18 protein-coding genes are annotated in these 21,954 nt (G+C 71.5%); 8 read left to right on the top strand and 10 right to left on the bottom strand.

Annotated elements, in window-relative coordinates:
- Nucleotides 1-129: 129 nt before the first annotated feature.
- The gene (gene panB / locus ACZ592_RS28515) at nt 130-1,011 is read right to left on the bottom strand and encodes a 3-methyl-2-oxobutanoate hydroxymethyltransferase (RefSeq protein WP_471584513.1); all 882 of its coding nucleotides are present in this window, start codon (nt 1,009-1,011) and stop codon (nt 130-132) included.
- Nucleotides 1,012-1,217: 206 nt separating this feature from the next.
- Between panB and ACZ592_RS28510 the strand changes: the two genes are divergently transcribed.
- From ACZ592_RS28510 to ACZ592_RS28495, 4 genes are all read left to right on the top strand, one after another.
- Nucleotides 1,218-2,816, top strand: a complete 1,599-nt coding sequence (locus ACZ592_RS28510; RefSeq protein WP_471584512.1) for an MFS transporter — start codon at nt 1,218-1,220, stop codon at nt 2,814-2,816.
- Nucleotides 2,817-2,897: 81 nt separating this feature from the next.
- Nucleotides 2,898-3,545 carry a TetR/AcrR family transcriptional regulator gene (locus ACZ592_RS28505; RefSeq protein ID WP_471584511.1) on the top strand — a complete coding sequence of 216 codons (648 nt, stop codon included), beginning with the start codon at nt 2,898-2,900 and terminating at the stop codon, nt 3,543-3,545.
- 221 nt (nt 3,546-3,766) lie between these two features.
- Entirely contained in the window at nt 3,767-4,795 is a 1,029-nt protein-coding gene (locus ACZ592_RS28500) for an endonuclease/exonuclease/phosphatase family protein (RefSeq protein WP_471584510.1), read from the top strand.
- A 193-nt stretch (nt 4,796-4,988) separates the two neighbouring features.
- Nucleotides 4,989-6,203: an MFS transporter gene (locus ACZ592_RS28495; protein WP_471584509.1), complete on the top strand. Its 1,215-nt coding sequence runs from the start codon at nt 4,989-4,991 to the stop codon at nt 6,201-6,203.
- Between the two features lie 171 nt (nt 6,204-6,374).
- On the opposite strand, the gene ACZ592_RS28490 is transcribed toward ACZ592_RS28495, so the two are convergent.
- The 4 genes from ACZ592_RS28490 to ACZ592_RS28475 all read right to left on the bottom strand — a co-directional run bounded on the left by ACZ592_RS28490 (nt 6,375) and on the right by ACZ592_RS28475 (nt 11,608).
- The gene (locus tag ACZ592_RS28490; protein WP_471584508.1) at nt 6,375-8,135 is read right to left on the bottom strand and encodes an NAD+ synthase; all 1,761 of its coding nucleotides are present in this window, start codon (nt 8,133-8,135) and stop codon (nt 6,375-6,377) included.
- Nucleotides 8,136-8,218: 83 nt separating this feature from the next.
- Complete coding sequence (locus ACZ592_RS28485) at nt 8,219-8,923, bottom strand: DUF4190 domain-containing protein (protein WP_471584507.1); 705 nt, start codon at nt 8,921-8,923, stop codon at nt 8,219-8,221.
- A gap of 293 nt (nt 8,924-9,216) precedes the next feature.
- Nucleotides 9,217-10,959, bottom strand: a complete 1,743-nt coding sequence (locus ACZ592_RS28480; protein ID WP_471584506.1) for a multicopper oxidase family protein — start codon at nt 10,957-10,959, stop codon at nt 9,217-9,219.
- A gap of 136 nt (nt 10,960-11,095) precedes the next feature.
- On the bottom strand, nt 11,096-11,608 hold the full coding sequence (locus tag ACZ592_RS28475) for a hypothetical protein (RefSeq protein WP_471584505.1): 513 nt from the start codon (nt 11,606-11,608) through the stop codon (nt 11,096-11,098).
- A gap of 68 nt (nt 11,609-11,676) precedes the next feature.
- Here ACZ592_RS28475 and ACZ592_RS28470 point away from each other — a divergent pair, with 68 nt between their 5' ends.
- From ACZ592_RS28470 to ACZ592_RS28460, 3 genes are read left to right on the top strand one after another with little or no spacing between them, the layout of a single operon-like run.
- A complete protein-coding gene (locus ACZ592_RS28470) occupies nt 11,677-13,143 on the top strand; it encodes an APC family permease (RefSeq protein ID WP_471584504.1) in 1,467 nt (488 codons plus the stop codon).
- A complete protein-coding gene (locus ACZ592_RS28465; RefSeq protein ID WP_471584503.1) occupies nt 13,130-13,912 on the top strand; it encodes a DUF998 domain-containing protein in 783 nt (260 codons plus the stop codon). The genes ACZ592_RS28470 and ACZ592_RS28465 overlap by 14 nt, the downstream gene beginning before the upstream one ends.
- On the top strand, nt 13,909-14,703 hold the full coding sequence (locus ACZ592_RS28460; RefSeq protein WP_471584502.1) for an alpha/beta fold hydrolase: 795 nt from the start codon (nt 13,909-13,911) through the stop codon (nt 14,701-14,703). The genes ACZ592_RS28465 and ACZ592_RS28460 overlap by 4 nt, the downstream gene beginning before the upstream one ends.
- Before the next feature lie 9 nt (nt 14,704-14,712).
- Here the strand turns inward: ACZ592_RS28460 and ACZ592_RS28455 are convergent, their stop codons facing one another.
- The 4 genes from ACZ592_RS28455 to ACZ592_RS28440 form a co-directional block, all read right to left on the bottom strand.
- A complete protein-coding gene (locus tag ACZ592_RS28455; RefSeq protein ID WP_471584501.1) occupies nt 14,713-15,771 on the bottom strand; it encodes a LacI family DNA-binding transcriptional regulator in 1,059 nt (352 codons plus the stop codon).
- A 123-nt stretch (nt 15,772-15,894) separates the two neighbouring features.
- Nucleotides 15,895-17,532, bottom strand: coding sequence for an extracellular solute-binding protein (locus ACZ592_RS28450; protein ID WP_471584500.1), 1,638 nt, complete (start codon nt 17,530-17,532; stop codon nt 15,895-15,897).
- Nucleotides 17,533-17,620: 88 nt separating this feature from the next.
- Nucleotides 17,621-18,484, bottom strand: a complete 864-nt coding sequence (locus ACZ592_RS28445; protein WP_471584815.1) for a carbohydrate ABC transporter permease — start codon at nt 18,482-18,484, stop codon at nt 17,621-17,623.
- Nucleotides 18,485-18,513: 29 nt separating this feature from the next.
- Nucleotides 18,514-19,368: an ABC transporter permease gene (locus ACZ592_RS28440; RefSeq protein WP_471584499.1), complete on the bottom strand. Its 855-nt coding sequence runs from the start codon at nt 19,366-19,368 to the stop codon at nt 18,514-18,516.
- 371 nt (nt 19,369-19,739) lie between these two features.
- Here ACZ592_RS28440 and ACZ592_RS28435 point away from each other — a divergent pair, with 371 nt between their 5' ends.
- Nucleotides 19,740-20,711: a hydroxyacid dehydrogenase gene (locus ACZ592_RS28435; protein WP_471584814.1), complete on the top strand. Its 972-nt coding sequence runs from the start codon at nt 19,740-19,742 to the stop codon at nt 20,709-20,711.
- Between the two features lie 574 nt (nt 20,712-21,285).
- On the opposite strand, the gene ACZ592_RS28430 is transcribed toward ACZ592_RS28435, so the two are convergent.
- Nucleotides 21,286-21,906: a DUF305 domain-containing protein gene (locus ACZ592_RS28430; protein ID WP_471584498.1), complete on the bottom strand. Its 621-nt coding sequence runs from the start codon at nt 21,904-21,906 to the stop codon at nt 21,286-21,288.
- Between the last annotated feature and the right edge of the window lie 48 nt (nt 21,907-21,954).

Below are 21,954 nucleotides of genomic sequence, written 5' to 3'. Positions count from 1 at the left end.
CGCCGACGGGGGAAGATCGACGGGCTGCCATGGTGCCGCGGTGGTCTCGGGCGGACGTCACACGGACATCGGTGAACGTCTGGCGGGCCTCACGCGGGCATCGCGAGGAACCGGTCCGCCCCTACGGCCTCAGTGGACCGCGTGCTCCGGCGCGGGGAACGTCCCGCCCACCACGTCCTCGGCGAAGGCCTTGGCCGCCCCGGCCATGACCCCCCGCAGCTCCGCGTACTGCTTGACGAAGCGCGGCATCTTGCCGCCGGTCAGGCCCATCATGTCCGTCCAGACGAGGACCTGCGCGTCGCACTGGGCGCCCGCCCCGATCCCGACGGTGGGGATGTTCAGGGAGCGGGTGACCTCGGCGGCCAGTTCCTCGGGGACGAGCTCCAGGACGACGGCGAACGCGCCCGCGTCCTGCGCGGCCTTGGCGTCGTTGAGCAGCCGGTGGGCCGCCTCGTCGCCGCGGCCCTGCACGCGGTAGCCCATGGTGTTGACGGACTGCGGGGTCAGGCCGAGGTGGGACATGACGGGGATGCCGGACCGGACCAGCAACTCGGTCTGGGCCAGGGAGCGTTCGCCGCCCTCCAGCTTGACCGCGCCGACGCCCGCCTCCTTGACGAGCCGGGTCGCCGAGCGGAGCGCCTGGACGGGGCCCTCCTGGTACGAGCCGAACGGCAGGTCACCGACGATCAGGGCGCGGCTGGTGCCCCGTACGACGGCCGAGGCCAGCATGGTCATCTCGTCGAGGGTGACGGGCACGGTGGTCTCGTACCCGAGGTGGCAGTTGCCCGCGGAGTCGCCGACGAGCATGACGGGGATGCCCGCCTCGTCGAAGACGGACGCGGTCATCGCGTCGTAGGCGGTGAGCATGGGCCACTTCTCGCCCCGCTCCTTGGCGGTGGTGATGTCGCGCACAGTGATGCGCCGGGTGCCCTTGCCGCCGTACAGCGCCTTGCTGCTGTCGGGGCCTCGGTGGGCGTCGGCACTCTTCTGGGCAGCCGAAAGCTGCGTCATCGCAACGGCTCCTTCTGTCATCTCGAGGCGCCCTGACGGCGTCCCCGGATCACCTCCATGGTTGCACCACGTGCCGCTCCGGGGCTAGTGCGAGTCGCGGGCAGAAGGCCGGCCGGCCGTCCGCCGGGTAAAGCCCACCCCTACGGCTCGGCAAGCTTTTACAATACGAGACGGTCTCGTATCGAAATTCTTCTACGCTGCTGAGCATGTCAACGCCTGCCATACCCACCCCCTCCCGCGTACCGGAGGCCGTCCACCGGCGCCGCTGGGCGATCCTCGGGGTGCTGATGCTCAGCCTGCTGATCGTCGTGCTCGACAACTCGATCCTGAACGTCGCCATCAAGACGATCTCCACCCCCGGGCCGACCGGCCTCGGCGCCACCCAGAGCGAGCTGGAGTGGGCGATCAACGCCTACACGCTCGTCTTCGCGGGCCTGCTCTTCACCGCGGGCCTGCTCGGCGACCGGCTCGGCCGCAAGAAGGTCCTGCTCGCGGGGCTCGTCGTCTTCGGCATCGGCTCGGCGCTCGCGGCGGAGGCGGGCTCGCCCGTCCAGCTCATCGCGTTCCGCGCGGTGATGGGCCTCGGCGCCGCCTTCGTGATGCCCGCCACCCTCGCCGTCCTGATGAACGTCTTCGAACGCGACGAGCAGCCCAAGGCCATCGGCATCTGGGCGGGCGGCGTCGGCCTGGCCGTCGCCATCGGGCCCATCACCGGCGGTGTCCTGCTCGACCACTTCTGGTGGGGCTCGGTCTTCCTGGTCAACGTGCCGATCGTGATCGTCGCGCTCGCCCTGATGGTCTGGCTCGTGCCCGACTCCCGGGACCCGAAGCCCGGCCACATCGACCTCTTCGGCGTCGCGCTCTCCGTCGTCGGCCTGGTGCTGCTCGTCTACGGCATCATCAAGGGCGGCCAGCTCGCCGACTTCACCGACCCGGCCGTGCTCGCCACCGTCATCGGCGGCGTCGTCGTCCTCGCCGGCTTCGTGCTGTACGAGAAGCGCAGCGACCACCCCTCCGTCGACATCACGTACTTCAAGAACCGGGTCTTCTCCGCGGCGATCTGCGCCATCGCGCTCGTCTTCTTCGCGCTGATGGGCGTCACCTTCTTCGCGGTCTTCTACACCCAGAGCGTGCGCGGCTACTCGCCGCTGGAGACCGGCCTGCTGATGCTGCCGCTCGCCGCGGCCCAGCTCCTCTTCGCGCCGCGCGCCCGCCTCGTCGTCGACCGCTTCGGCGTACGGGCCGTGTGCACCGGCGGACTGCTCCTCCTGGCGGCCGCGCTGACGGCCTTCACGCTCTTCGACACCGACACGCCGATCTGGATCCTTGAGGTCGTCTTCTTCCTCATGGGCACCGGCATGGCGCACATCATGACGCCCACCAGCGTCGTGATCATGCAGGCCCTGCCGCGCGAGAAGGCAGGCTCCGCGTCCGCGCTGAGCAACACCTTCCGCCAGGTCGGCGGCGCCCTCGGCATCGCGGTCCTCGGCTCCGTGCTCTCCACCGCCTACCGCAGCGGGGTGGAGGACCAGCTGTCCCTGCTGCCCGCGGGCCTCCGGCACACCGCGGGCGAGTCCATCGAGGCCACCCTCGGCATCGCGGCGAAGCTCGGCCCCAAGGGCGAGCCCCTGGTCACCGCGGCCAACGACTCCTTCCTGCACGCCATGCACGTCACGGCGCTGTGGGGCGCGGGCGTCGCCGTGGTCGGCGCGCTGATCACCTTCCTGTTCCTGCCCGGACGCGCGCCGAAGGACGAGGGGCCGCGACAGGAGGAGGCCGAGCCGGTGGGCGCCGCAGGGCAGTGAGGGAGAAGCGGTGAGGGAGAATCGGCCGGGCAGCCGCGGCGAGCGAGCCGGCAGCCGGGGTGAGCGAGGGAGAGTGACGACGTGAGCGACAAGGGCGCGACGGTCGCGGAGCACAAGGGTGCCGCGCAGGCGACGCCCCACGCCAGGGCCGCCCGCGGGCGGCCCAGGAGCGAGGCCGTGGAGCAGGCGATCATGGAGGGCGTGGTGCGCCTCATGGAGGACGGCGTCTCGCTCACCGAGCTGTCCATCGAGCGGATCGCCCGCACGGCCGGTGTCGGCAAGGCCACCATCTACCGCCGCTGGGACGGCAAGGAGGCCCTCTTCGTCGACGTCCTGCGCGCCTTCGAGGAGCCCGACCCCGTGCTGCCGGGCACCTCGATGCGCGACGACCTCGTGAGCATCCTGGAGAGCCTGCGCAGACGTGGCCTGACCATGCGCTCCTCCGCCCTGTTGCACAACGTCTTCGCACAGATGAAGGCCCTGCCCAAGCTCTGGGAGGCGTACCACGAGACGGTCATTACGCCTCGCCGCCGCATGACGCTCGACGTCCTGCGGCGGGGCCTCGCCGACGGCGAACTGCGCGCCGACATCGACATCGAGACCGCCAACGACCTCTTCGTGGGGCCCATGCTGCTGCGCACGGTCATGCGCCAGGACGGACCGCTGGACGCCGACCTCGCCGAGCGGATCGTCGACACCGTCCTGCAAGGGCTGCGTCCCGCACGGTGACAAGGGCTGCGTCCCGCGCGGTGAATTGACCGTCGGCCGGAGTTATGCGCATTTCGTCACAGAGAACGCTCTCCCCGCCCGGTCAGGAACCCGTCGCGACATCCCGATCGTCCTGGTCCGTGTACGGCCGTCGTGGACGGCAGGGACGACACCCGATCATCGCCTAGGGTTTCAGGGGCGGGACAGACGGTGTGCACGGCAGGCAGTGAGGCGACGAGAGCATGGCGCAGGCGTATATGACGGAGACCGGCAGCGGCGGCTCGGGCCCCGAGCGTCCGGGGTCCCGGCTCCGCCGCCTGCTCGACGGCTGGCGGGGCGACCGGGACATCTGGCGGCGCGGACTGGTCACCGCGGGGGCCGCGGTCCTCATCGCGCTGGTGATGCTCTTCCACGCCCAGATCCCCAACAACGTGGGCAACCTCGGCAGTCTGACCGAGACCTTCCTGCCCTGGCTCGGTCTCTTCGTCCCCGTGCTGCTCGTCATCGCGGTGGTGCGCAAGTCCGCGACCGCGCTGATCGCCCTGCTGCTGCCGACGATCATCTGGATCAATTCGTTCGGCGGCCTGATCACCGGGAAGTCGGACACCGGCGGCGACCTGACCGTCGCCACCCACAACGTGAACGCGGACAACCCCGACCCGACCGGCACCGCCCGGGACGTCGCGGCCTCCGGCGCGGACGTGATCGCCCTGGAGGAGCTCACCCCCGCCGCCGTGCCCGTGTACGAGAAGGCGCTGTCGGCCGGGTACAAGTACCACGCGGTCAAGGGCACCGTCGGCCTCTGGAGCAAGTACCCGATCTCCGACACCCGGCCCGTCGACATCAAGCTGGGCTGGGTCCGTGCGATGCGCACGACGGTGACCACGCCCAAGGGCGAGATCGCCGTCCACGTGGCGCACCTGCCGTCGGTGCGCGTGAAGCTCAACGCGGGCTTCACCGCCAACCAGCGCGACAACAGCGCCGACGCGCTCGGCGAGGCCATCTCCGACGAGAAGATCGGCAAGGTCATCCTGCTCGGCGACCTCAACGGCACGATGAACGACCGCGCGCTGAACGGCGTCACCTCGCAGATGCGCTCCACGCAGGGCGCGGCGGGCGACGGCTTCGGCTTCAGCTGGCCCGCGTCGTTCCCGATGGCGCGCATCGACCAGATCATGGTCAAGGGCGTCGAGCCGGTCTCCTCGTGGACGCTGCCGAAGACGAGCAGCGACCACCTGCCGATCGCGGCGCGGGTCGACCTCTCCTCGTAACGCCCGCGTCGTCCGTTCTTGACCCCACGGACGCGAGCCCTCGGAATACTCGGTGCGGGCGGCTTTGTTCCGTACGTAAACTTACGGGTTCCGCCTCTCTCCCGTACCGGGCCGGCCGACGCCGACGACGGCCGCCCTCCGGTACGGGTCCGGCCTCGCGCCGCCCCCCTGCTTCCGTGGAAGGTACTTCTTCATGCCCCTGGCCCTGCTCGCCCTCGCCGTGGGCGCCTTCGGCATCGGCACGACCGAGTTCGTGATGATGGGCCTGCTGCCCAACGTCGCCGACGACCTGCACATATCCATCCCCACCGCGGGCCACCTGGTCTCCGCGTACGCGCTGGGCGTCGTCATCGGCGCCCCGCTGCTCGCCGCCGTCACCGCGCGGCTGCCGCGCCGCCGCGTCCTGATCGGACTGATGGGGCTGTTCGTCGTCGGCAACGCGCTGTCGGCCGCGGCCCCCGACTACCACCTGCTGATGGCCGCCCGCTTCCTCAGCGGACTGCCGCACGGCGCCTTCTTCGGCGTCGGCGCGGTCGTCGCCACCGGCCTCGTCGGCCCCGAGCGCAAGGCGCAGTCGGTCTCCCTGATGTTCCTCGGCCTGACCGTCGCCAACATCATCGGCGTGCCGGTGGCCACCGCGATGGGGCAGCAGCTCGGCTGGCGCGCCACGTTCCTCGCGGTCAGCGCGATCGGGCTCGCCGCCATCGCCGCGCTCGCCCTCCTGGTCCCCGCCGACCACGGCCACGGCGACGACGTCGGCCTGCGCGGCGAACTCCGGGCGCTGCGCAGCGTCCCGGTGTGGCTGGCGCTCGGCACCACCGTCGCGGGCTTCGGCGCGCTGTTCTCGGCGTACAGCTACATCACGCCGATGCTGACGGACGCGGCGGGCTACGCGGAGTCCAGCGTCACGCTGCTCCTCGCGCTGTTCGGCGTGGGCGCGACCGCGGGCAACCTGCTCGGCGGGCGCCTGGCCGACCACTCCCTGCGCGGCACGCTCTTCGGCGGGCTGATCTCGCTGGCCGTCGTGCTCGCCTTCTTCCCGCTGCTCATGAGCGCCGGGTGGAGCGCCGCCGTCGGCGTCGTCCTGCTGGGCATGGCGGCGTTCGCGACGGGCTCGCCGCTGCAGCTCATGGTCATGGAGAAGGCGTCGGCGGCCCCCTCGCTCGCCTCGTCCGCGAACCAGGGCGCGTTCAACCTCGCCAACGCGGGCGGCGCCTGGATCGGCGGCCTCGCCCTCGCGGCGGGCTTCGGCGTGACGTCCCCGGCGGTCGCGGGCGCGGTCCTCGCCGTCCTCGGGCTCGCGGTGGCCGGTCTCGCCTACGCGGTGGACCTCCGCCGGGGGCCCGTGCCCGGCACGGAGCGGGTGGTGGCGACGGGGACGCCCGCCCGGGAGCCCTCGCACCACTGACACCCCCGCGGACCGCCCCCTCCCGCGGACCGCCCCCTCCCACGGACGCCCCCACGGACCGTCCCGCACGGTCTGCCCGCACATGGTTCTGCCCCTGTCGCCACACGGCGGCAGGGGCAGAACACGTAGGAGGGAGGGCCCGCCCCGGCGGCGGGCCCTCCCTCCCGGGGATCAGCCGGAGGCGGACTCCCGCCACCGGTTCGTGATGGGCAGCCTGCGGTCCTTGCCGAAGCCCTTCGCGGAGATCTTCGTCCCCGGCGGGTACTGCCGCCGCTTGTACTCCGCGGTGTCCACCATCCGCAGCGTCTTGGTGACCAGCTCACGGTCGTAGCCCGCGGCCACGATCGTGTCGGCGCCCTGGTCGCGGTCGACGTAGAGCTCCAGGATGCCGTCCAGGACCGGGTAGTCGGGGAGCGAGTCCGTGTCGACCTGGTCCGGGCGCAGCTCGGCGCTCGGCGGCTTGCTGATGGAGTTCTCCGGGATCGGCGGCGTCTGCCCCCGCTCCCGCGCCGCCCGGTTGCGCCACTCGGCGAGCCGGAAGATCGACGTCTTGTACACGTCCTTGATGGGGCCGTACGCGCCCACGGAGTCGCCGTAGAGCGTCGAGTAGCCGACCGCGAGCTCGGACTTGTTGCCCGGCGCGAGCACGATGTGCCCCTCCTGGTTGGAGATCGCCATCAGCATCGTGCCGCGCAGCCGCGACTGGAGGTTCTCCTCGGCGAGCCCGGTGAGCCCGAGCGACCCCATGTACGCGTCGAACATCGGCGCGATCGAGACGGTGCGGAAGTTGAGCCCGGTGCGCCGGGCCAGTTCCTCCGCGTCGCCGATGGAGTGGTCGGAGGAGTAGCGGGAGGGCATGGCGACGCCGTACACGTTCTGCGCGCCGAGCGCGTCGCAGGCGAGGGCGGCGGTGATCGCCGAGTCGATGCCGCCGGAGAGGCCGATCAGGACGCTGCTGAAGCCGTTCTTCGCCGCGTAGGCGCGCAGGCCCACGACGAGCGCCGAGTACACCTCCTCGTCGTCGTCGAGCCGCTCGGCGTACCCGCCGGTGAGCTCGGCCTCGTACGCGGGAAGGGGCGCGTCGGAGAGCGTGACGTGCTCGATGCGCAGCCCGTCGTCGACGATGCCGGACGGCGCGTCGGGCGCGGCGGCGGGCAGCTCCAGGTCCAGCACGATGCAGCCCTCGGCGAACTGCGGGGCACGCGCGATGACCTCGCCGTCCTTGTCGACGACGATCGAGTCGCCGTCGAACACCAGATCGTCCTGACCGCCGATCATCGCGAGGTAGGCGGTGGTGCAGCCCGCCTCCTGGGCGCGCTTGCGCACCAGCTCCAGGCGCTCGTCGTCCTTGTTCTGCTCGTACGGCGAGGCGTTGATGGAGAGCAGCAGGCCCGCCCCCGCGCTGCGGGTCGCCGGGACGCGGCCGCCGTCCTGCCAGAGGTCCTCGCAGATGGCGAGCGCGACGTCGACGCCGTGCACGCGCACGACCGGCAGCGTCTCGCCCGGCACGAAGTAGCGGAACTCGTCGAAGACGCCGTAGTTGGGGAGGTGGTGCTTGGAGTACGTCAGGACGGCCTCGCCGCGGTACAGCACGGCTCCCGCGTTGCGCGGGGCGCCCGCGGGCTGGCCGAACTTCGGCTTGGCCTCCTCGGTCCGGTCGAGATAGCCGACGACGACCGGCAGCTCCCCGAATCCTTCCTCCCGCAGCCGCACGGCGAGCGCGCGCAGCGCGTCCCGCGAGGCCTGGACGAAGGACGAACGCAGGGCGAGGTCCTCGACGGGATAACCGGTCAGCACCATCTCGGGGAACGCGACGAGATGCGCCCCCTGCTCGGCGGAGTGCCGGGTCCAGTGGACGATCGCCTCGGCGTTCCCGGCGATGTCGCCGACGGTCGAGTCGATCTGATTCAGAGCGAGGCGTAGTTGAGGCACGCCGCCCAGTGTAATCGTCAATCCGACGCGATGCCCTGTCGGGCGGGTGTGGGGCGTCCCACGCGAGGGAGGGGGCCGCGAGGTCAGCCGGTGCTTCCGGACCAGTCGGCGCTGTCGTAGTGCAGGAAGCCGGGCTCGACCTGGACCTCCAGCTTCTTCGCCGCATCGGCCGGCAGGCTCACGGCGTACGTGGCGACGGACTGCTTGCCGGGCTGCAGGTTGCCGGCCAACTCCCTGGGCAGGTCACCGTCGTGGACCGCCTCGGCCCCGGCGCCGTCGGCGTCCTTGAAGCCGACGGTGGTCAGATCCAGATCGACCGCCTTGTCCGATCCGTTGACGACGGTGATCTTGACGGTCAGCGCCTTGTTGCCCTCGGCGTGCCCCACCGCGAAGGGGCCCGGCCTGTAGGGAACGGGGGGCGCGACGGTCACCTTGACACCGTCCTCGTACGCGAACGTCTCACCGAACGCGAGCTCGTCGGAGTCCTTCTCCGCCTGCCGGCCCGGCGGCATCGTGGTCGACGACTCCTTCTTCCCGCCCGTTCCGTTCAGCTCATCCACGGTGTCGTTGAAGACGGAGACGCTGATGACCAGGCCGATGACGGCCAGCACCGCGGCGACCGCCCCGAGCGAGGTGCCCCAGATCGCGGTGCCTCTGTTGCCGGCCTGACCTTTGCGGGCTCGCCCGATGCCGATGCAGCCGAAGGCGACCGCCAGAACGGCGAGGATGCCCGCCGCCCAGAACAGGAGGGGAACCAGTCCGCACAGCACGCCGATGATGCCGAGCACGAGAGAAGCCGTGCCGAGACCGTTGCGGAGCCGCCCCTGCGATGGTGCCGGGGGTGGAGGTGGTCCCGCTTGGGGGCGTGGTCCCCACGGGGGTGGCGGCGGAGGGCCGCCGGGCATGGACATCGGGTGGCCTTCTTCGGGAAGGGGAGGCCTGTTAGTCGCCCTCCAACTATTGTCCGACTTCTTGCGGGAAGTGCCCACCGCGCCCGGTAGAGGCGCGGCGCCCCCGGAGGGCATGTCCGGGGGTACCGCTCAGGTCGTTCCTGCGCGTGGAGCCGCCCCTGGCGGGGGCCTCAGGAGCGGTAGCCGAGGACCGTCATCATGCCCGCCTCCGCGTGGTACACGTTGTGGCAGTGGATCATCCACAGGCCCGGGTTGTCCGCGTCGAAGTCCACCGACAGCGTGCCGTTCGGCAGGATGACCGCCGTGTCCTTGCGGGGGCCGCCTGCCACGTTCGCCAGGGCGAAGCTGTGGCCGTGGAGGTGGACCGGGTGCCACATCGACGTCGAGTTGGTGAAGGTCAGGCGGACCCGCTCGCCCGCGCGGACGGGGTGGCGCCGGCCGGGGGAGTAGGGCTTCTTGTCGAACGCCCAGTCGTACGCGGCCATGGAGCCCGTCAGCCGGAGCCTGATCGTGCGGTCCGGCTCGCGGGCGGGGAGGGCCACGGACTCGTGCGCCCGCAGCCGGTCCGCCGTCAGGAGACGGCCCGTCAGCTCCCCGGGGCGGGTCGACGCGGTCGGCGCGGCCCCGCCACCCGTGCGCAGCACCGCGAGCGCCGCCGCCTTCTTGCCCTCGGCCAGCGCGGTCAGCGGGAAGACGCCGTCCTTGGCGGTGACCAGTACGTCGTACCGCTCGCCCATGCCGAGGAGCAGCGCGTCCGTCTTCGCGTGCCGGACGGGGAAGCCGTCGGTGTGCGTCACCGTCATCTCGTGGCCGCCGAGCGCCACGCGGAAGGCCGTGTCGCCGCCGGCGTTGATGATGCGCAGGCGGACGCGGTCGCCGGGGCGGGCACGGAACTGCGGAGGCGCCTTGGCCGTACGGCCGTTGACCAGGTAGTACGGGTAGGCGACGTCGCCCGCGTCACCGCCGAGCAGATCACTCTTGGCGCCCATCATCATGCGCGAGGGGCCCGAGGGCTCCGGTGACTCGGACGGTCGTGCCGACGTGCGGGACATGGTGGACGCGGAGGCGGAGGTGGAGGGCGTGAAGGACATCGACGACATGTTGTGGCCGCCGTGGTCCATGCCTCCCGGGCCGTCGCCGCCGTCGCCGCCCATGTCGTGGCCCGCCATGCCCCGGCCCAGCTCCGCCAGCACGCCGTCCGGGGTCGAGCCGTCCACCCCGTCGACCCAGTCGTCCAGGACGATCACCCACTCCTTGTCGTACCGCAGCGGTTCCCTGGGGTCCTCGACGATCAGGGGCGCGTACAGACCGCGGTCCTGCTGGGTGCCCGAGTGCGGGTGGAACCAGTACGTCCCCGGGTCCGGCAGGGTGAAGCGGTAGGTGAAGTCCTTGCCGGGCCCGATGTCCTTCTGGGTGAGGCCGGGGACGCCGTCCATGTCGTTGCGCAGGGCGATGCCGTGCCAGTGCAGGGAGGTGGCCCGCGGGAGGTGGTTGGCGAGGGTGAGGGCGAGGGTGTCGCCCGCGGTGACGCGGACCTCCTTGCCGGGGAGCCGGTCCCCGTACGCCCACGTCCTGACCGTGGGGCCGCCCAGGTCGAGCGTGGCCCGCGCGGCCGTCAGCCGCACCTCGCTGATCCGGCCGCCCCGGCCGCGCCTCTTCTCGGCGGCCGCGACCTCGGGGCCCGCCGGGTCCACGTACCCCTCGGGACCGGACGCGCCGTGTGCTCCGCGGCGGCCGCCCGGGGCCGCGTCCGAACAGGCCGTCAGGACTCCCGTGCCGGCGACGGCGGCCGCGGCGCCGAGCACGGCGCGGCGCGAGGGGGAGCGGTGCGAGGGGGTGCGTGGGGCTTCCTCACGCGTGGCTGACTGATCGGGCGTGGCCGGGTGACCGGGCGTGGCTGACTGATGACGCATGACTGAGTGACACCTCGTCGTGGTGGTGCGTGCAGAGGGCGCATCTGCTGCTTCTGGTACACCGCTCGACGCCCGCGGGTTCCCATCGGGAGACCACGACATCGCGCGGGCAGCGCGAAGCAGCCGGTGCGCAGGCCTAAATGCGCAGCACCGACAGGTGGGACAGGAGTATGCGGGGCGGGGGTGGATCGGGTCGCAGGGCGGGCGGGAGCCGCCCGGGCGAGAACAGCCGTACGAGCGTCCCGCCCGGCCGCAGCAGTCCGGCCCGCACCAGCAGCAGGAGCGTGCAGCCCCCCAGCACCGTCAGACACACGGACAGCGGATCCATCGCCATCCCGCCGTGCGGCTCGGACGCGGGCGCGGCCATGCCCGTCGCGGGGGCGCGGGCACCGTCACCGTCCCCGTGACGGAGCGTGCGGGAGTCGTGCGCCAGAGGGGTGCCTCGGTCGTGCACGGCGGGCGCCGCGCCCGCCGGCCCGTGCCGCGACGGCGCCGCGACGGCGGCGGATCCACCGCCGTGCGCGTCCCCGTGCCCGCCCCCGGGGCCGGACGAGGGATGCCCCAGCGTATGCATCGTCACGATGCCGAAGAGCAGCGCGGCGAGCAGCAGCCACTGCCCGTGCCCCGTGCGGCCCCTCGTCCTCAGCATGCGGAAACCCTACCCCCGCCGGGTATCGGCGACATGCGGTCCCCCGCCGCTCCGACGATCATGAGCGCATGACGAGTACGGACGAACCGGGGCAGAACGCCGCAGGGACCCTGCCGGAGCCGGACCCCGCCATTCCGCGCCAGTTCATCTCCTGGGTGACGCTCGCCCTGATGACCACCGCGTCCGTGGCCAGTCTGCGCCCCTCGCCGTCGATGGCCATCTACGGACTGGCCGCCGTCTTCCTCTACCTCCTGCCGGCCCTCGTCTTCCTGCTCCCCACCGCCCTCGTCGGCGCCGAGCTCGCCTCCGGGTGGTCCGGCGGCATCTACCGGTGGGTCAGCGAGGCGCTGGGCAAACCGCTCGGGTTCGTCGCCGTGTGGTGCCAGTTCGCCATGACCATCGCGTACTACCCGAGCCTGCTCGCCTACGTGGCCTCGACGTTCGCGTACGTCATCCACCCGAGTCTCGCCGAGAACGGCCTCTACGTAGCGATCGTCATCGTCGTCATCTACTGGACGGGCGTCTGGATCACCTGCCGCGGGACCAAGACGGTCGCCGGACTCTCCTCCCTGGGGCTGATCATCGGCACCCTCATCCCCGGTGTCGTCCTCGTCGTCCTCGGCCTCGTCTTCCTTGGGGAGGGCAACGCGTCGGCCGCCCCCATGAGCCCCGACCACTGGCTGCCCCCGTGGACCGGTCTCGCCAGCCTGGTCCTCATCGTCAACAACTTCCTCTCCTACGCGGGCATGGAGATGAACGGCGTCCACGTGTCCTCCCTGCGCCACCCCCGCGCCGAGTACCCGCGCTCGATCTTCCTGGCCACCGGCCTCGTCCTGCTGATCTTCGTCCTTCCGGCCCTGGCCATCAGCTGGGTCATGCCGTCCGGGGAACTCAGCCTCACCGCCGGTCTGATGCAGGCCTTCCAGGCCTTCTTCGACCACTTCCACGTCGGCTGGATGACGAAGATCGTCGGCATCATGCTCGTCATGGCCGCACTCGGCGGCATGCTCACCTGGCTCGCGGGACCCGCCAAGGGGCTGGTGACGCTCGCCCGGCAGGAGGGCTACCTGCCGCCGTTCCTGCAGAAGTTCAACAAGGCGGGCGTGCCGCGGAACATCATGGTCGCGCAGGGCGTCGTCACCACCCTGATCGGTGTCCTCTACGCCTTCAGCAGCGACGTCTCCAGCGCGTACTGGATGTTCTCCGTCATCACCGTGCAGATCTATCTGCTCGCGTACCTGCTGATGTTCGTCGCCGTCGTCCGGCTGCGGACGTCCCAGCCGCAGGTGCCGCGCGGCTTCGTGGTCCCGGCCGTCACCTTCGTCGCGACCGTCGGCTTCGTGGCCTCGCTCGCCGCGCTCGCCATCGGATTCGTGCCGCCGGACCAGTTCGGCAAGGGCCCGCTCTGGCGCTATCTGCTGATCGTCGGCGGGGGCCTCCTCGTCCTCGGCGTCCTGGCGCCCGCGGCCTTCCTCAAGTACCGCAAACCCAGCTGGATCCACCCCGACCACCGGACGTCACATGCCTCCTCGTAGCGCGTACGCCCTCATGTCACCCCCCACGACCGACGTCACCGGGGCCGCGGACCGGCCGCGCCGGGCCGGCCCCGCCCTCGTCCGCACCCTCGCCGCCCTCCTGCTCGCCGGCGCCCTCGCCTACAGCACCTGGACGGCCGAGGCGTTCCTGTCGACCGGGCTCTCGCCCCGCTCGGCCTACGTCAGCGAACTCGCCGCGGAGAACCAGCCCTACGGGACCTTCTTCCGCACCGCCGACTTCCTCGCGGGCCTCCTCGTCCTCCTTGCGGCGGCCGGAGCGCTGCTGTGGCTGCCCGGCAAGGGCCGGTGGGCCACGGCGGGCTGGGCCGGACTCGCGCTGTTCGGGGCGGCCACGGCGGCCGACTCACGGCTGCCGCTGAGCTGCGCGGCGACCGCCGACCCCGGGTGCCTCGCGCGCGAGCGGGCGGGCGCGGTCCCCTGGACGCACGCCGCCCACGCGGTCAGCAGCAGCGTCGCCGTCACGGGGGCCCTGGCCGCCATGGTGCTCCTGACCGTCGCCGCGCGCCGCCACGCCCGCACCCGGCCCGCGCTCGCCCGCACCGGCCCGCCGCTCGTCGTCCTCGAACTGGCCGCCACCGTGTGGACCCTGACGTCCGTCGCGGCGTTCGAGGCCGGGCGCGGGACGTGGGGTCTGGGGATCGGCCAGCGGCTCCAGGTGCTCTTCATCGCGGTGTGGCTCGTGGTCCTCGCGTGTTCGGTGGCGGCCGCGGCCGTGCAGGCACCGCACGCGGAGGCCGGGCGGGGGTGACCTTCGTACGCGTCGGGGGAGTGCCGCACCACGTCGAGGTGACGGGGAGCGGGCCGGTGTGCGTGCTCAGCGCCGGGCTCGGGCTCGGCTGGTTCGACTGGGACCCGGTGGCGGAACTGCTGGCCCCGCACCGCACGGTGGTCCGCTTCGACCGCCCCGGCCTCGGATTCAGCGGCCACGCACGCGTGGCGCCCACTCTGCGGGGCGAGGCAGAGCGGATCCTGCGGGTCCTGGACGGGGTACGGCCCGCCGGTGAACGGGCGACGGTGGTCGGGCACTCCCTCGCCGGATTCCACACGGAGGCGTTCGCACGGCTGTACCCGGGGCGTACGGCGGGTCTCGTCCTGGTCGACTCCAGCGTGGAGGAGCACCCTCGGATCCTCGTGCCGCGCGGGGCGCGGGTCGCGGCCACGCGCGCGTGCGGGGCGCTGCTGTGCGCGGCGGGGCTGCCGAGGGCGCTGGGGCCGGCCCTGCGGCGGCTGGTCGCGCCGACGCCCCGGGCCTGGGTGTACGGGACCGGCAGGGTGTGGCGGGCCGCGCTCATGGAGTACGCGACGTACGGCGACGCGGCACGCGAACTGGCCGCCCTGCGAAGGGAGCTGCCGCTGCCCGACGGCGCCCCCGTGACGGTGCTCGCCGCCGACGCGGGAGGTTCGCGGCGGTGGCTGGACCGTCAGCGGCGGCTGGCCCGCGGGCTCGGCGCCGAGTTCCGCGTGGCACGGCCGTCGGGCCACCTCGTGATGCGGGACCGCCCGGCGGACGTGGCGCGGGCGGTCCTGGCAGGAGGGTGAGGACAGGCCCTAGGGAGCCCCCGCCCCCCGAACCGGCCGCACACTGTCCCGGATGACGATGTGCGTGCCGAGCACATGGCGCTCCTGGCCCGCGCGGGGGGAGCCGGAGAGGGCGCGGCGGACCGCCGTGCGGCCCATCTCCTCGGCGGGGATGTGGACGGTCGTCAGGCCGGGGGTGATGTCACCGGCCACCGGGTCGTCGTTGTAGCCGACCACCGACATGTCCTCGGGGACCCGCAGGCCGTACTCCCGCAGCGCGGTGATCGCCGCGGCCGCCGCCCGGTCGTCGCCGGCGAAGACCGCCGTGAAGCCGGGCTTGCCGTCCGCCTTCGCGAGCAGGTCCCGCATCGCCTGGTAGCCGTGGTTCCGGCCGAAGCCGAGGCCGTGCAGGACGGCGTCCTCGGGGGGCACCCCGTGGTCCGAGAGCGCCCGGAGGTAGCCGGCCAGACGGTCCTCGCCGGTCGTGTTGCCCGGTTCGTAGCCGAGCAGTGCGATCCGCCGGTGTCCCGCGCTCAGGAGGTGGCTGGTGACGGCGTGGGCGCCCGCCTCGTTGTCGTACTCGACGACGAGCGCGGGCACGTCGGGCGCCGGTGCCGGGCGTCCGCACAGCACGAGGCGGGAGCCCGCAGCCGCGAGCGCCTCGGCGTAGCGCGCCATCCGCTGCCGGTACTCGTCGTCCTGGACGACGCCGCCCACGAGCATCACGGCCTCGGCGGCCTGTTCGCGCATCATCTGGACGAGGGCGAGCTCCCGGGCGGGGTCGCTGCCGGTGGACGCGACCAGGGTGAGGCGGCCCTGTTGGGCGGCCTCCATCTCCACGCCCTGCGCGACCTGCGCGTAGAACGCGCCCACCACGTCGAACATGAGGACCGCGATCGTCTTGCGGCCCGCGCCCGCCAGCGCGCGCGCGTGCGCGTTGGCGACGTAGTCCAGGTCCTTGACCGCCCGCAGCACCTTGGCGCGCGACGCCGTGGACGTCGGGTAGTTGCCCGCGAGGACCCGCGAGACGGTCGCTACCGAGACGCCCGCGCGCGCGGCCACCTCGCGGATGGTGACCCGCTCACCCACTGTGTCTCCCTCACCTAGCCGTCGTCCGACCACCGTCCGACGGTCAACCCGATGGATCCGGGACGGAGTTGCCCCCACGGCACCCGCGCCCCGGACCCATCATCCCGCGCCCGGCCCCCCGGGTCAGTGCGCGGCCTCGTACTCCTTCTGGAACTCCTCGGCCGACCGCTTGCCGCCCTGCGACTGCCACTTGCGGTGGATGCCGTCCCAGTCGGAGAGCTTCTTGCGTCCGGAGACGATCGCCGTCACGCCGTCCTCGATGATCTGCTGCATGGAGGCGCCCTGCCGGTTGTACGTGTCCGACATCAGGCCCCAGTGGTCGTCGGGCACGAGGAGCGGGACGACCTTCTTCTCCCAGGCGTGCAGCCGCTTGGTGAGGTCGGGGAAGCCGGGGAAGTACAGCGGCTGCGGCGCGTCCATCAGGTACGGGAAGGGGAGGTTGGTCTTGGAGTCGATCAGGCCGGCCTCGGTGGCGACCGGGTCGCCGTCCTTGTTGTACGTGAAGTGGGTGCCCTCGACGCCGTAGTGCATCAGCTCGTACTCCTTCGAACCGAACGGCGAGGCAAGCCAGTTCAGTACGCGGAGCATGAGCTTGACGCGGTCCTTGGAGGCCTTCTTGATGACGGTGTAGCCGAAACAGCCGCGGTTCTGCTGGTAGACGGGGGTGACGCCGTCGACCGCGTAGGGCTCGGCGACATCGAGGGTGAACTCGTCCTTGATTCCCTGGGCGTTGGAGATGATCGCGCCCCAGCCGTCGGTCATCGAGCGGACGGTGCCGTTGTAGAACTGCGTCTTCAGGTCGACCTGGGAGATCGACGTGGCGTCGGGGTTGTACGAGCCGTCGCCGCGCAGCGTGGCCATGTATTCCAGGGCCGCCTTGAACTCGTCGGTCCCGTACATGTCGGTGGCCTTGCCACCCTTGATCTGCCACTGGTTGGGCGCGCCGTGCCACATCGCGTGGTAGAGGTACCCGTAGAAGCCGACCGTGGACGCGCCCAGCGCGTACTTCCTGCCCCGCGAGGCGTCCTTCACCATCGCCCGGAAGTCGGTCGCGGACATGCCCGGCTTGTACCCGGCCGTGTCGAACGCCTCGCGGTTGATGAACATCGCGCCCTGCACCTTGGCGCGCTCGATGGGCAGTCCGTAGATGCGCCCGGCGATGCGGCCCATGCCCTCCCACGCGTACGTGGGAATGTTGGCGAGGTTGGGGTAGTCCTTGACGGCGTCACCCGAGAGGTGCTCGCTCAGGTCGGCGCACCGGGACTTCACGAACTGCGACTCGCGGGGCAGGACGTACCCGCCGCCGAAGTTGATCATGTCGGGCAGGTCGTCGCCGGACATCAGCGTGGACATCTTGGCGCGGAAGTCGGCGTCCGGCACGACGGTGAACTCGACCTCGACGCCCAGGGCCTCGTTGACGGCCTGCCAGTACTCGTTGCGGCCGACCTCCTTCGGCGGGGTGCCGTAGGTGATGGTCATGACCTTGATCTTCTGCTTGCCGGTGCCCGGCTTCTCGGCCATCGCCCGCACGAGCTTCTCCGGGTACTTCGTGTACCCGGGCTGCACGCCCTCGGCGGTCGGCGCGAGGTCGGGGGTGGGGCCCTTCGCCGGGGTGTACCGGGGCCAAGGCGCCACCTTCTTGCCCGCGTTGGAGACGTTGCCGCCGCCGCTGGAGTCGGTGGAGCAGGCGGTGAGGACGGACGGGGCGGCCAGGGCGGCGCCGCCGACGGCTATGGAGCGGAGCAGGTTGCGGCGCGACATCGAGGTACCGGACACGTGAATGAGCCCTTCTGGACGACGAGTTGGGAAAGAGGGGGTCGGCCCCGGGCCTGAATTCCGGGGCCGGCGCTCAGCTCTTGATGGCGCCGGTGAGCACGCCCTTGGTGAAGTACTTCTGCAGGAAGGGGTAGACGAGCAGGATCGGCACGGTGGCGATCACCAGGACGGCCATCTGGGTCGTCTGCGGGGCGGAGACCAGGCCGGCCTCGCTCAGGCCGGTGTCGGCGATCTGCGAGCCGCCGATGACGTACGTGCGCAGGACCTGCGACAGCGGCCAGTGCCCCGACTCCATGTAGATCGAGGCATGGAACCAGGCGTTCCAGTAGCTCACGGCGTAGAAGAGGGAGACCACGGCGAGCGCGGCCTTGGAGAGTGGCAGCACGACGCGCCACAGGATGACCCAGTCCCCGGCGCCGTCCAGCCGGGCCGCCTCGTACAGCTCCTCCGGTATCCCCTGGAAGAAGCCGCGCAGCACGATCAGATTGAAGACGTTGATGAGCACCGGAGCGATCAGCGCGGCATATGTGTCCATCATCCCCATGCCCTTGACCAGCAGGAACGCGGGGATCATGCCGGGCGGGAAGAGGAAGGTGAACAGGATGAGCAGCAGCACCGGCTTGCCGCCGAAGACACCAGGCCTGGCGAGCGCGTACGCGAGGAACGTGGTGCACGCCAGCGAGAAGAGCGTGCCCACGACGGTGAGGCCGACGCTGATGCCCAGCGCCTTGGTGACGATGCCGCCGTCGAGGATGGTCCGGTAGGCGCGCAGCGTCGGGTCGCTCGGCCACAGCACCCAGCCACCGTTGTCGACGACCTCCCGGTTGGAGGCGAGCGAGGTCGAGACGATGACGAGGAAGGGGATCAGCACGAGCGCGAGAACGATCACGACCGCGACGCCCTTGGCCGCCTTGGTGGCGAACCGGGGCTTCTCCATCCAGGCGGGCCTGGTGATTTGGCCTGCACTCACTTGTAGACCCCCTGTTCGCCGAGCCGGTGGGCGACCCGGTTGGCGGTGAAGACGAGTGCCGCGCCGACGACACCCTTGAAGAGACCCGCGGCCGCCGCGTAGCCGGTGTCGCCGCCGACGATGCCCTGCCAGAAGACGAAGGTGTCGAGCACCTCGCCGACCTCGGGGCCCACCGACTGCCGCTGCAGCAGCATCTGTTCGAAGCCGACCGAGAGGATGTCGCCGAGCCGCATGATCAGCAGGAGGATGACGATGGGCCGGATGCTGGGCAGCGTGACGTGCCAGAAGCGCCGCCAGGGACCGGCCCCGTCGATCGCCGATGCCTCGTAGAGCTGCTCGTCGACCTGCATCAGGGCGGCCAGGAAGATGATCGTCCCCCAGCCGGCGTCCTTCCAGATCACCTCGATGACGACGAGCGGCTTGTACGCGTCCGGATTGCCGATGAGGTCGACGGTGTGCAGCCCGGAGTCGCTCAGGAAAGTGTTCAACAATCCGGTGTCACTGAGCACTTGCTGGAAGAGCGCCACGACGACGACCCACGACAGGAAGTGCGGCAGATAGATCACGGACTGCGTGAAACGGCGCAACAGGTCCGAGCTCAGACTGTGCAGGAGCAGGGCGAGGGCGAGCGGAGCGGGGAAGAAGAACACCAGCTGCAGCACCGCGATGAACAGGGTGTTCCACGTGGCGTGCCAGAAGTCCGGGTCGCCGAACATCCGCGAGAAGTTCTCCGTGCCCACCCACGGGCTGGCCCACAGCCCGTCGAAGGGGACGTACTCCTTGAAGGCCACCGCGTTCGCGACGAAGGCGCCGTAGTGGAAGACCAGGAAGTACGCCAGTCCCGGCACCATGAGCAGCACCAGGACACGGGTGCGCTGAAACCGTTTCCACAGCTCACCACGCCCTGATTTCTTACCACTTGACCCACTTTTGCGGCTGTCGGGCGGCTTCACCGCCTCGGTTTCCGCCCGTTCCTTCGTCACCGTCGGCACGGCAACCCCTCCGTCGTCGGAATAAGGTGCCCGGAATCTAAAGCGGTTACTGCGCCCGGTCAACCCCCCTTGCCTCGCTCTCTCTTGACCGACCTCCCGGATTGGTCCTAGCCTCCAGGCGCTGGTTGGTAACCGGTTACTACGAGGGACGGTCACGCGTGGCAGATCAGGCAGAGCGGGTGGATCGGCGGGACCGGGGCGGTGCGGGACCGCCGGTCGCGACCCTGGCCATGGGCGTCGAGGTCGCGGAGCGCGTGTTCCCGGCGGAGCTGCGCGAACGGCTGGCGCGCAGCGTGGAGTTGTCCCCGCTGCTGCTCTCGGGAACGCTCACGACGCCCGAGGCCCGCGCGGTCCTCGCCGGGACGGACATCCTGGTCACCGGCTGGGAGTGCCCGCCGCTGACCCCCGGGATCCTCGCCTCCGCGCCCCGGCTCCGCGCCGTCGTCCACGCGGCGGGCTCGGTCAAACCGATGGTCACGGACGCGGTGTGGGAACGCGGCATCGTGGTCTCCTCCGCGGCGGACGCCAACGCGGACCCCGTGGTCGCCTTCACGCTCGCGGCGATCACGTTCGCGGCGAAGGGGGCGCTGCCGGCCGCCGCGGGATACGCGGCCGGGTGGCCGCCGTTCACCGAGCGCACCGGGGCGGACGCGCGCACGATCGGCGTCATCGGGGCGTCACGGATCGGCCGCCGCGTGATCGCGGCGCTGCGGGCGTCGGACGCGGGCTGCCGCGTCCTGCTCACCGACCCCTACGTGAGTCCCCCGCAGGCGGCGGAGCTGGGCGCGGAACTGGTCGACCTGCCCGAACTGTGTGCCCGCAGCAGCATCGTCACCGTCCACGCGCCCCAACTCCCCGAGACGCGGGGGCTGCTGAGCGCCGACATGCTGAAACTCATCCCCGACGGCGGGACCGTCATCAACACGGCACGGGGATCACTCATCGACACGGAGGCGTTGGCGCGGGAGTGCGGGGACGGGCGCCTCGACGCGTTCCTCGACGTCACGGACCCCGAGCCGCTGCCCGCGGGGCACGCGCTGCTCCGCCTGCCGAACGTCCTGGTGACCCCGCACATCGCGGGGGCGCAGGGGAGCGAGGTGCGCAGGCTCGGGGAGTTCGCGGTGGGGGAGGTCGAGCGGTACGTGGCCGGAGCGGAGCTCTTGGGCGGGCTCGCGCGCGAGGAACTCTCCCGCTTGGCGTGACGGGCCTTGGGTCTTGGGCCTTGGACGGTGCGGGTGGGTTCCTCCCTGGGCGGGTGGGGCGGTCCTGCGCGTCCGGGTGCGGGTCCGCTGCGGCCGTTCGCGCAGTTCCCCGCGTGGGCTGGCCCCTGGGCCTTGGGCGGTGCGGGGTGGGTGGGTTCCTCCCTGCGTGGGCGGGTGCGGGTGTGGTGTGGCTGGTCGCGCAGTTCCCCGCGCCCCTTAAAAGCCCACCCGCCGTTGCGGGGCGCGCTGTGTGGGCGGGTGCGGGTTGGTTGTGGCTGGTCGCGCAGTTCCCCGCGCCCCTAAAAGCAACAGCTCGCCGCCCCCGCGCCCCTGAAAGCAACAGTGCGCCGCGCTCGTACCCCTGAAGCGCTCGCCCTGAAGAAGCCCCACCGATGACCGGCAGTCGCACGCGCGGCGGAGGGGGCGCGGGGGTATGTGCGCACGGAGCACCGAGCGGACTGTGGCGTCTTTGTTCTTGAGGCGTGGCGCAGGGATAGCGAGTACGTACATACCCCCGCGACCCCGCCCCACAAGACGGACCCAAGGCGAGACCGCCCAGGAACAGCGCCCAGCGTCAGGGCTTGGCGCCCCGCGCCTTCAGCAACGCAGCCATCAGGTCGATCTCCGACTCCTGCGACTCCACCATCCCCCGGGCCAGCCGCTTCTCCGCGGACACCTCGCACCGGTCCACGCACCCCTGAGCCATGTGCACCCCACCCTTGTGGTGCCGCGTCATCAGCTGCAGGTACAGGATCTCCGCCTTCTTGCCGCTCAGCTTCCCCAGCCGCTTGAGCTCCGCCCCCGTAGCCATCCCCGGCATCAGCGCCCCGTCCTGGCCGGCCGGCATGTCCCCCATGCCCATCCACTCCATCGGCGCCCCCTCCGGAACCTTCGGCAGCTCCCACAGGTCCAGCCACCCGAGCAGCATCCCCCGCTGGTTGGCCTGGGTCTGCGCGATGTCGTAGGCGAGGCGCCGTACCTCCTCGTCGTCGGTGCGGTCCCGCACGATGTACGACATCTCCACCGCCTGCTGGTGGTGCACGGACATGTCCTGCGCGAACCCCGCGTCGGCCGAAGAACTCGCGGGCGTGCCGCCGGAGTCGGAGTCCGTCGAGGCCACCGCCGCCGTGATGCCGCCCCCGGCGACGGCCGCCGCCGCGAGAGCGCCGACGATCCAGTTGGTACGCCGCTTCACTTCGAACCCCACCTCATCGCGTTCACCGAGCCTGGAGAGCCCGTCGAG

Source organism: Streptomyces sp. NPDC040622 (assembly GCF_055593965.1).
This window is presented reverse-complemented; position numbering and strand designations above follow the sequence as displayed.

Coding starts and splice junctions, on each gene's coding strand:
- ACZ592_RS28435 (WP_471584814.1), top strand. CDS start 19,740: ATGGGCGTCGAGGTCGCGGAGCGCGTGTTCCCGGCGGAGCTGCGCGAA.
- ACZ592_RS28495 (WP_471584509.1), top strand. CDS start 4,989: ATGCCCCTGGCCCTGCTCGCCCTCGCCGTGGGCGCCTTCGGCATCGGC.
- ACZ592_RS28450 (WP_471584500.1), bottom strand. CDS start 17,532: ATGTCGCGCCGCAACCTGCTCCGCTCCATAGCCGTCGGCGGCGCCGCC.
- ACZ592_RS28470 (WP_471584504.1), top strand. CDS start 11,677: ATGACGAGTACGGACGAACCGGGGCAGAACGCCGCAGGGACCCTGCCG.
- ACZ592_RS28500 (WP_471584510.1), top strand. CDS start 3,767: ATGGCGCAGGCGTATATGACGGAGACCGGCAGCGGCGGCTCGGGCCCC.
- ACZ592_RS28440 (WP_471584499.1), bottom strand. CDS start 19,368: ATGGTGCCGGGACTGGCGTACTTCCTGGTCTTCCACTACGGCGCCTTC.
- ACZ592_RS28465 (WP_471584503.1), top strand. CDS start 13,130: ATGCCTCCTCGTAGCGCGTACGCCCTCATGTCACCCCCCACGACCGAC.
- ACZ592_RS28475 (WP_471584505.1), bottom strand. CDS start 11,608: ATGCTGAGGACGAGGGGCCGCACGGGGCACGGGCAGTGGCTGCTGCTC.
- panB (WP_471584513.1), bottom strand. CDS start 1,011: ATGACGCAGCTTTCGGCTGCCCAGAAGAGTGCCGACGCCCACCGAGGC.
- ACZ592_RS28480 (WP_471584506.1), bottom strand. CDS start 10,959: ATGCGTCATCAGTCAGCCACGCCCGGTCACCCGGCCACGCCCGATCAG.
- ACZ592_RS28445 (WP_471584815.1), bottom strand. CDS start 18,484: ATGGAGAAGCCCCGGTTCGCCACCAAGGCGGCCAAGGGCGTCGCGGTC.
- ACZ592_RS28510 (WP_471584512.1), top strand. CDS start 1,218: ATGTCAACGCCTGCCATACCCACCCCCTCCCGCGTACCGGAGGCCGTC.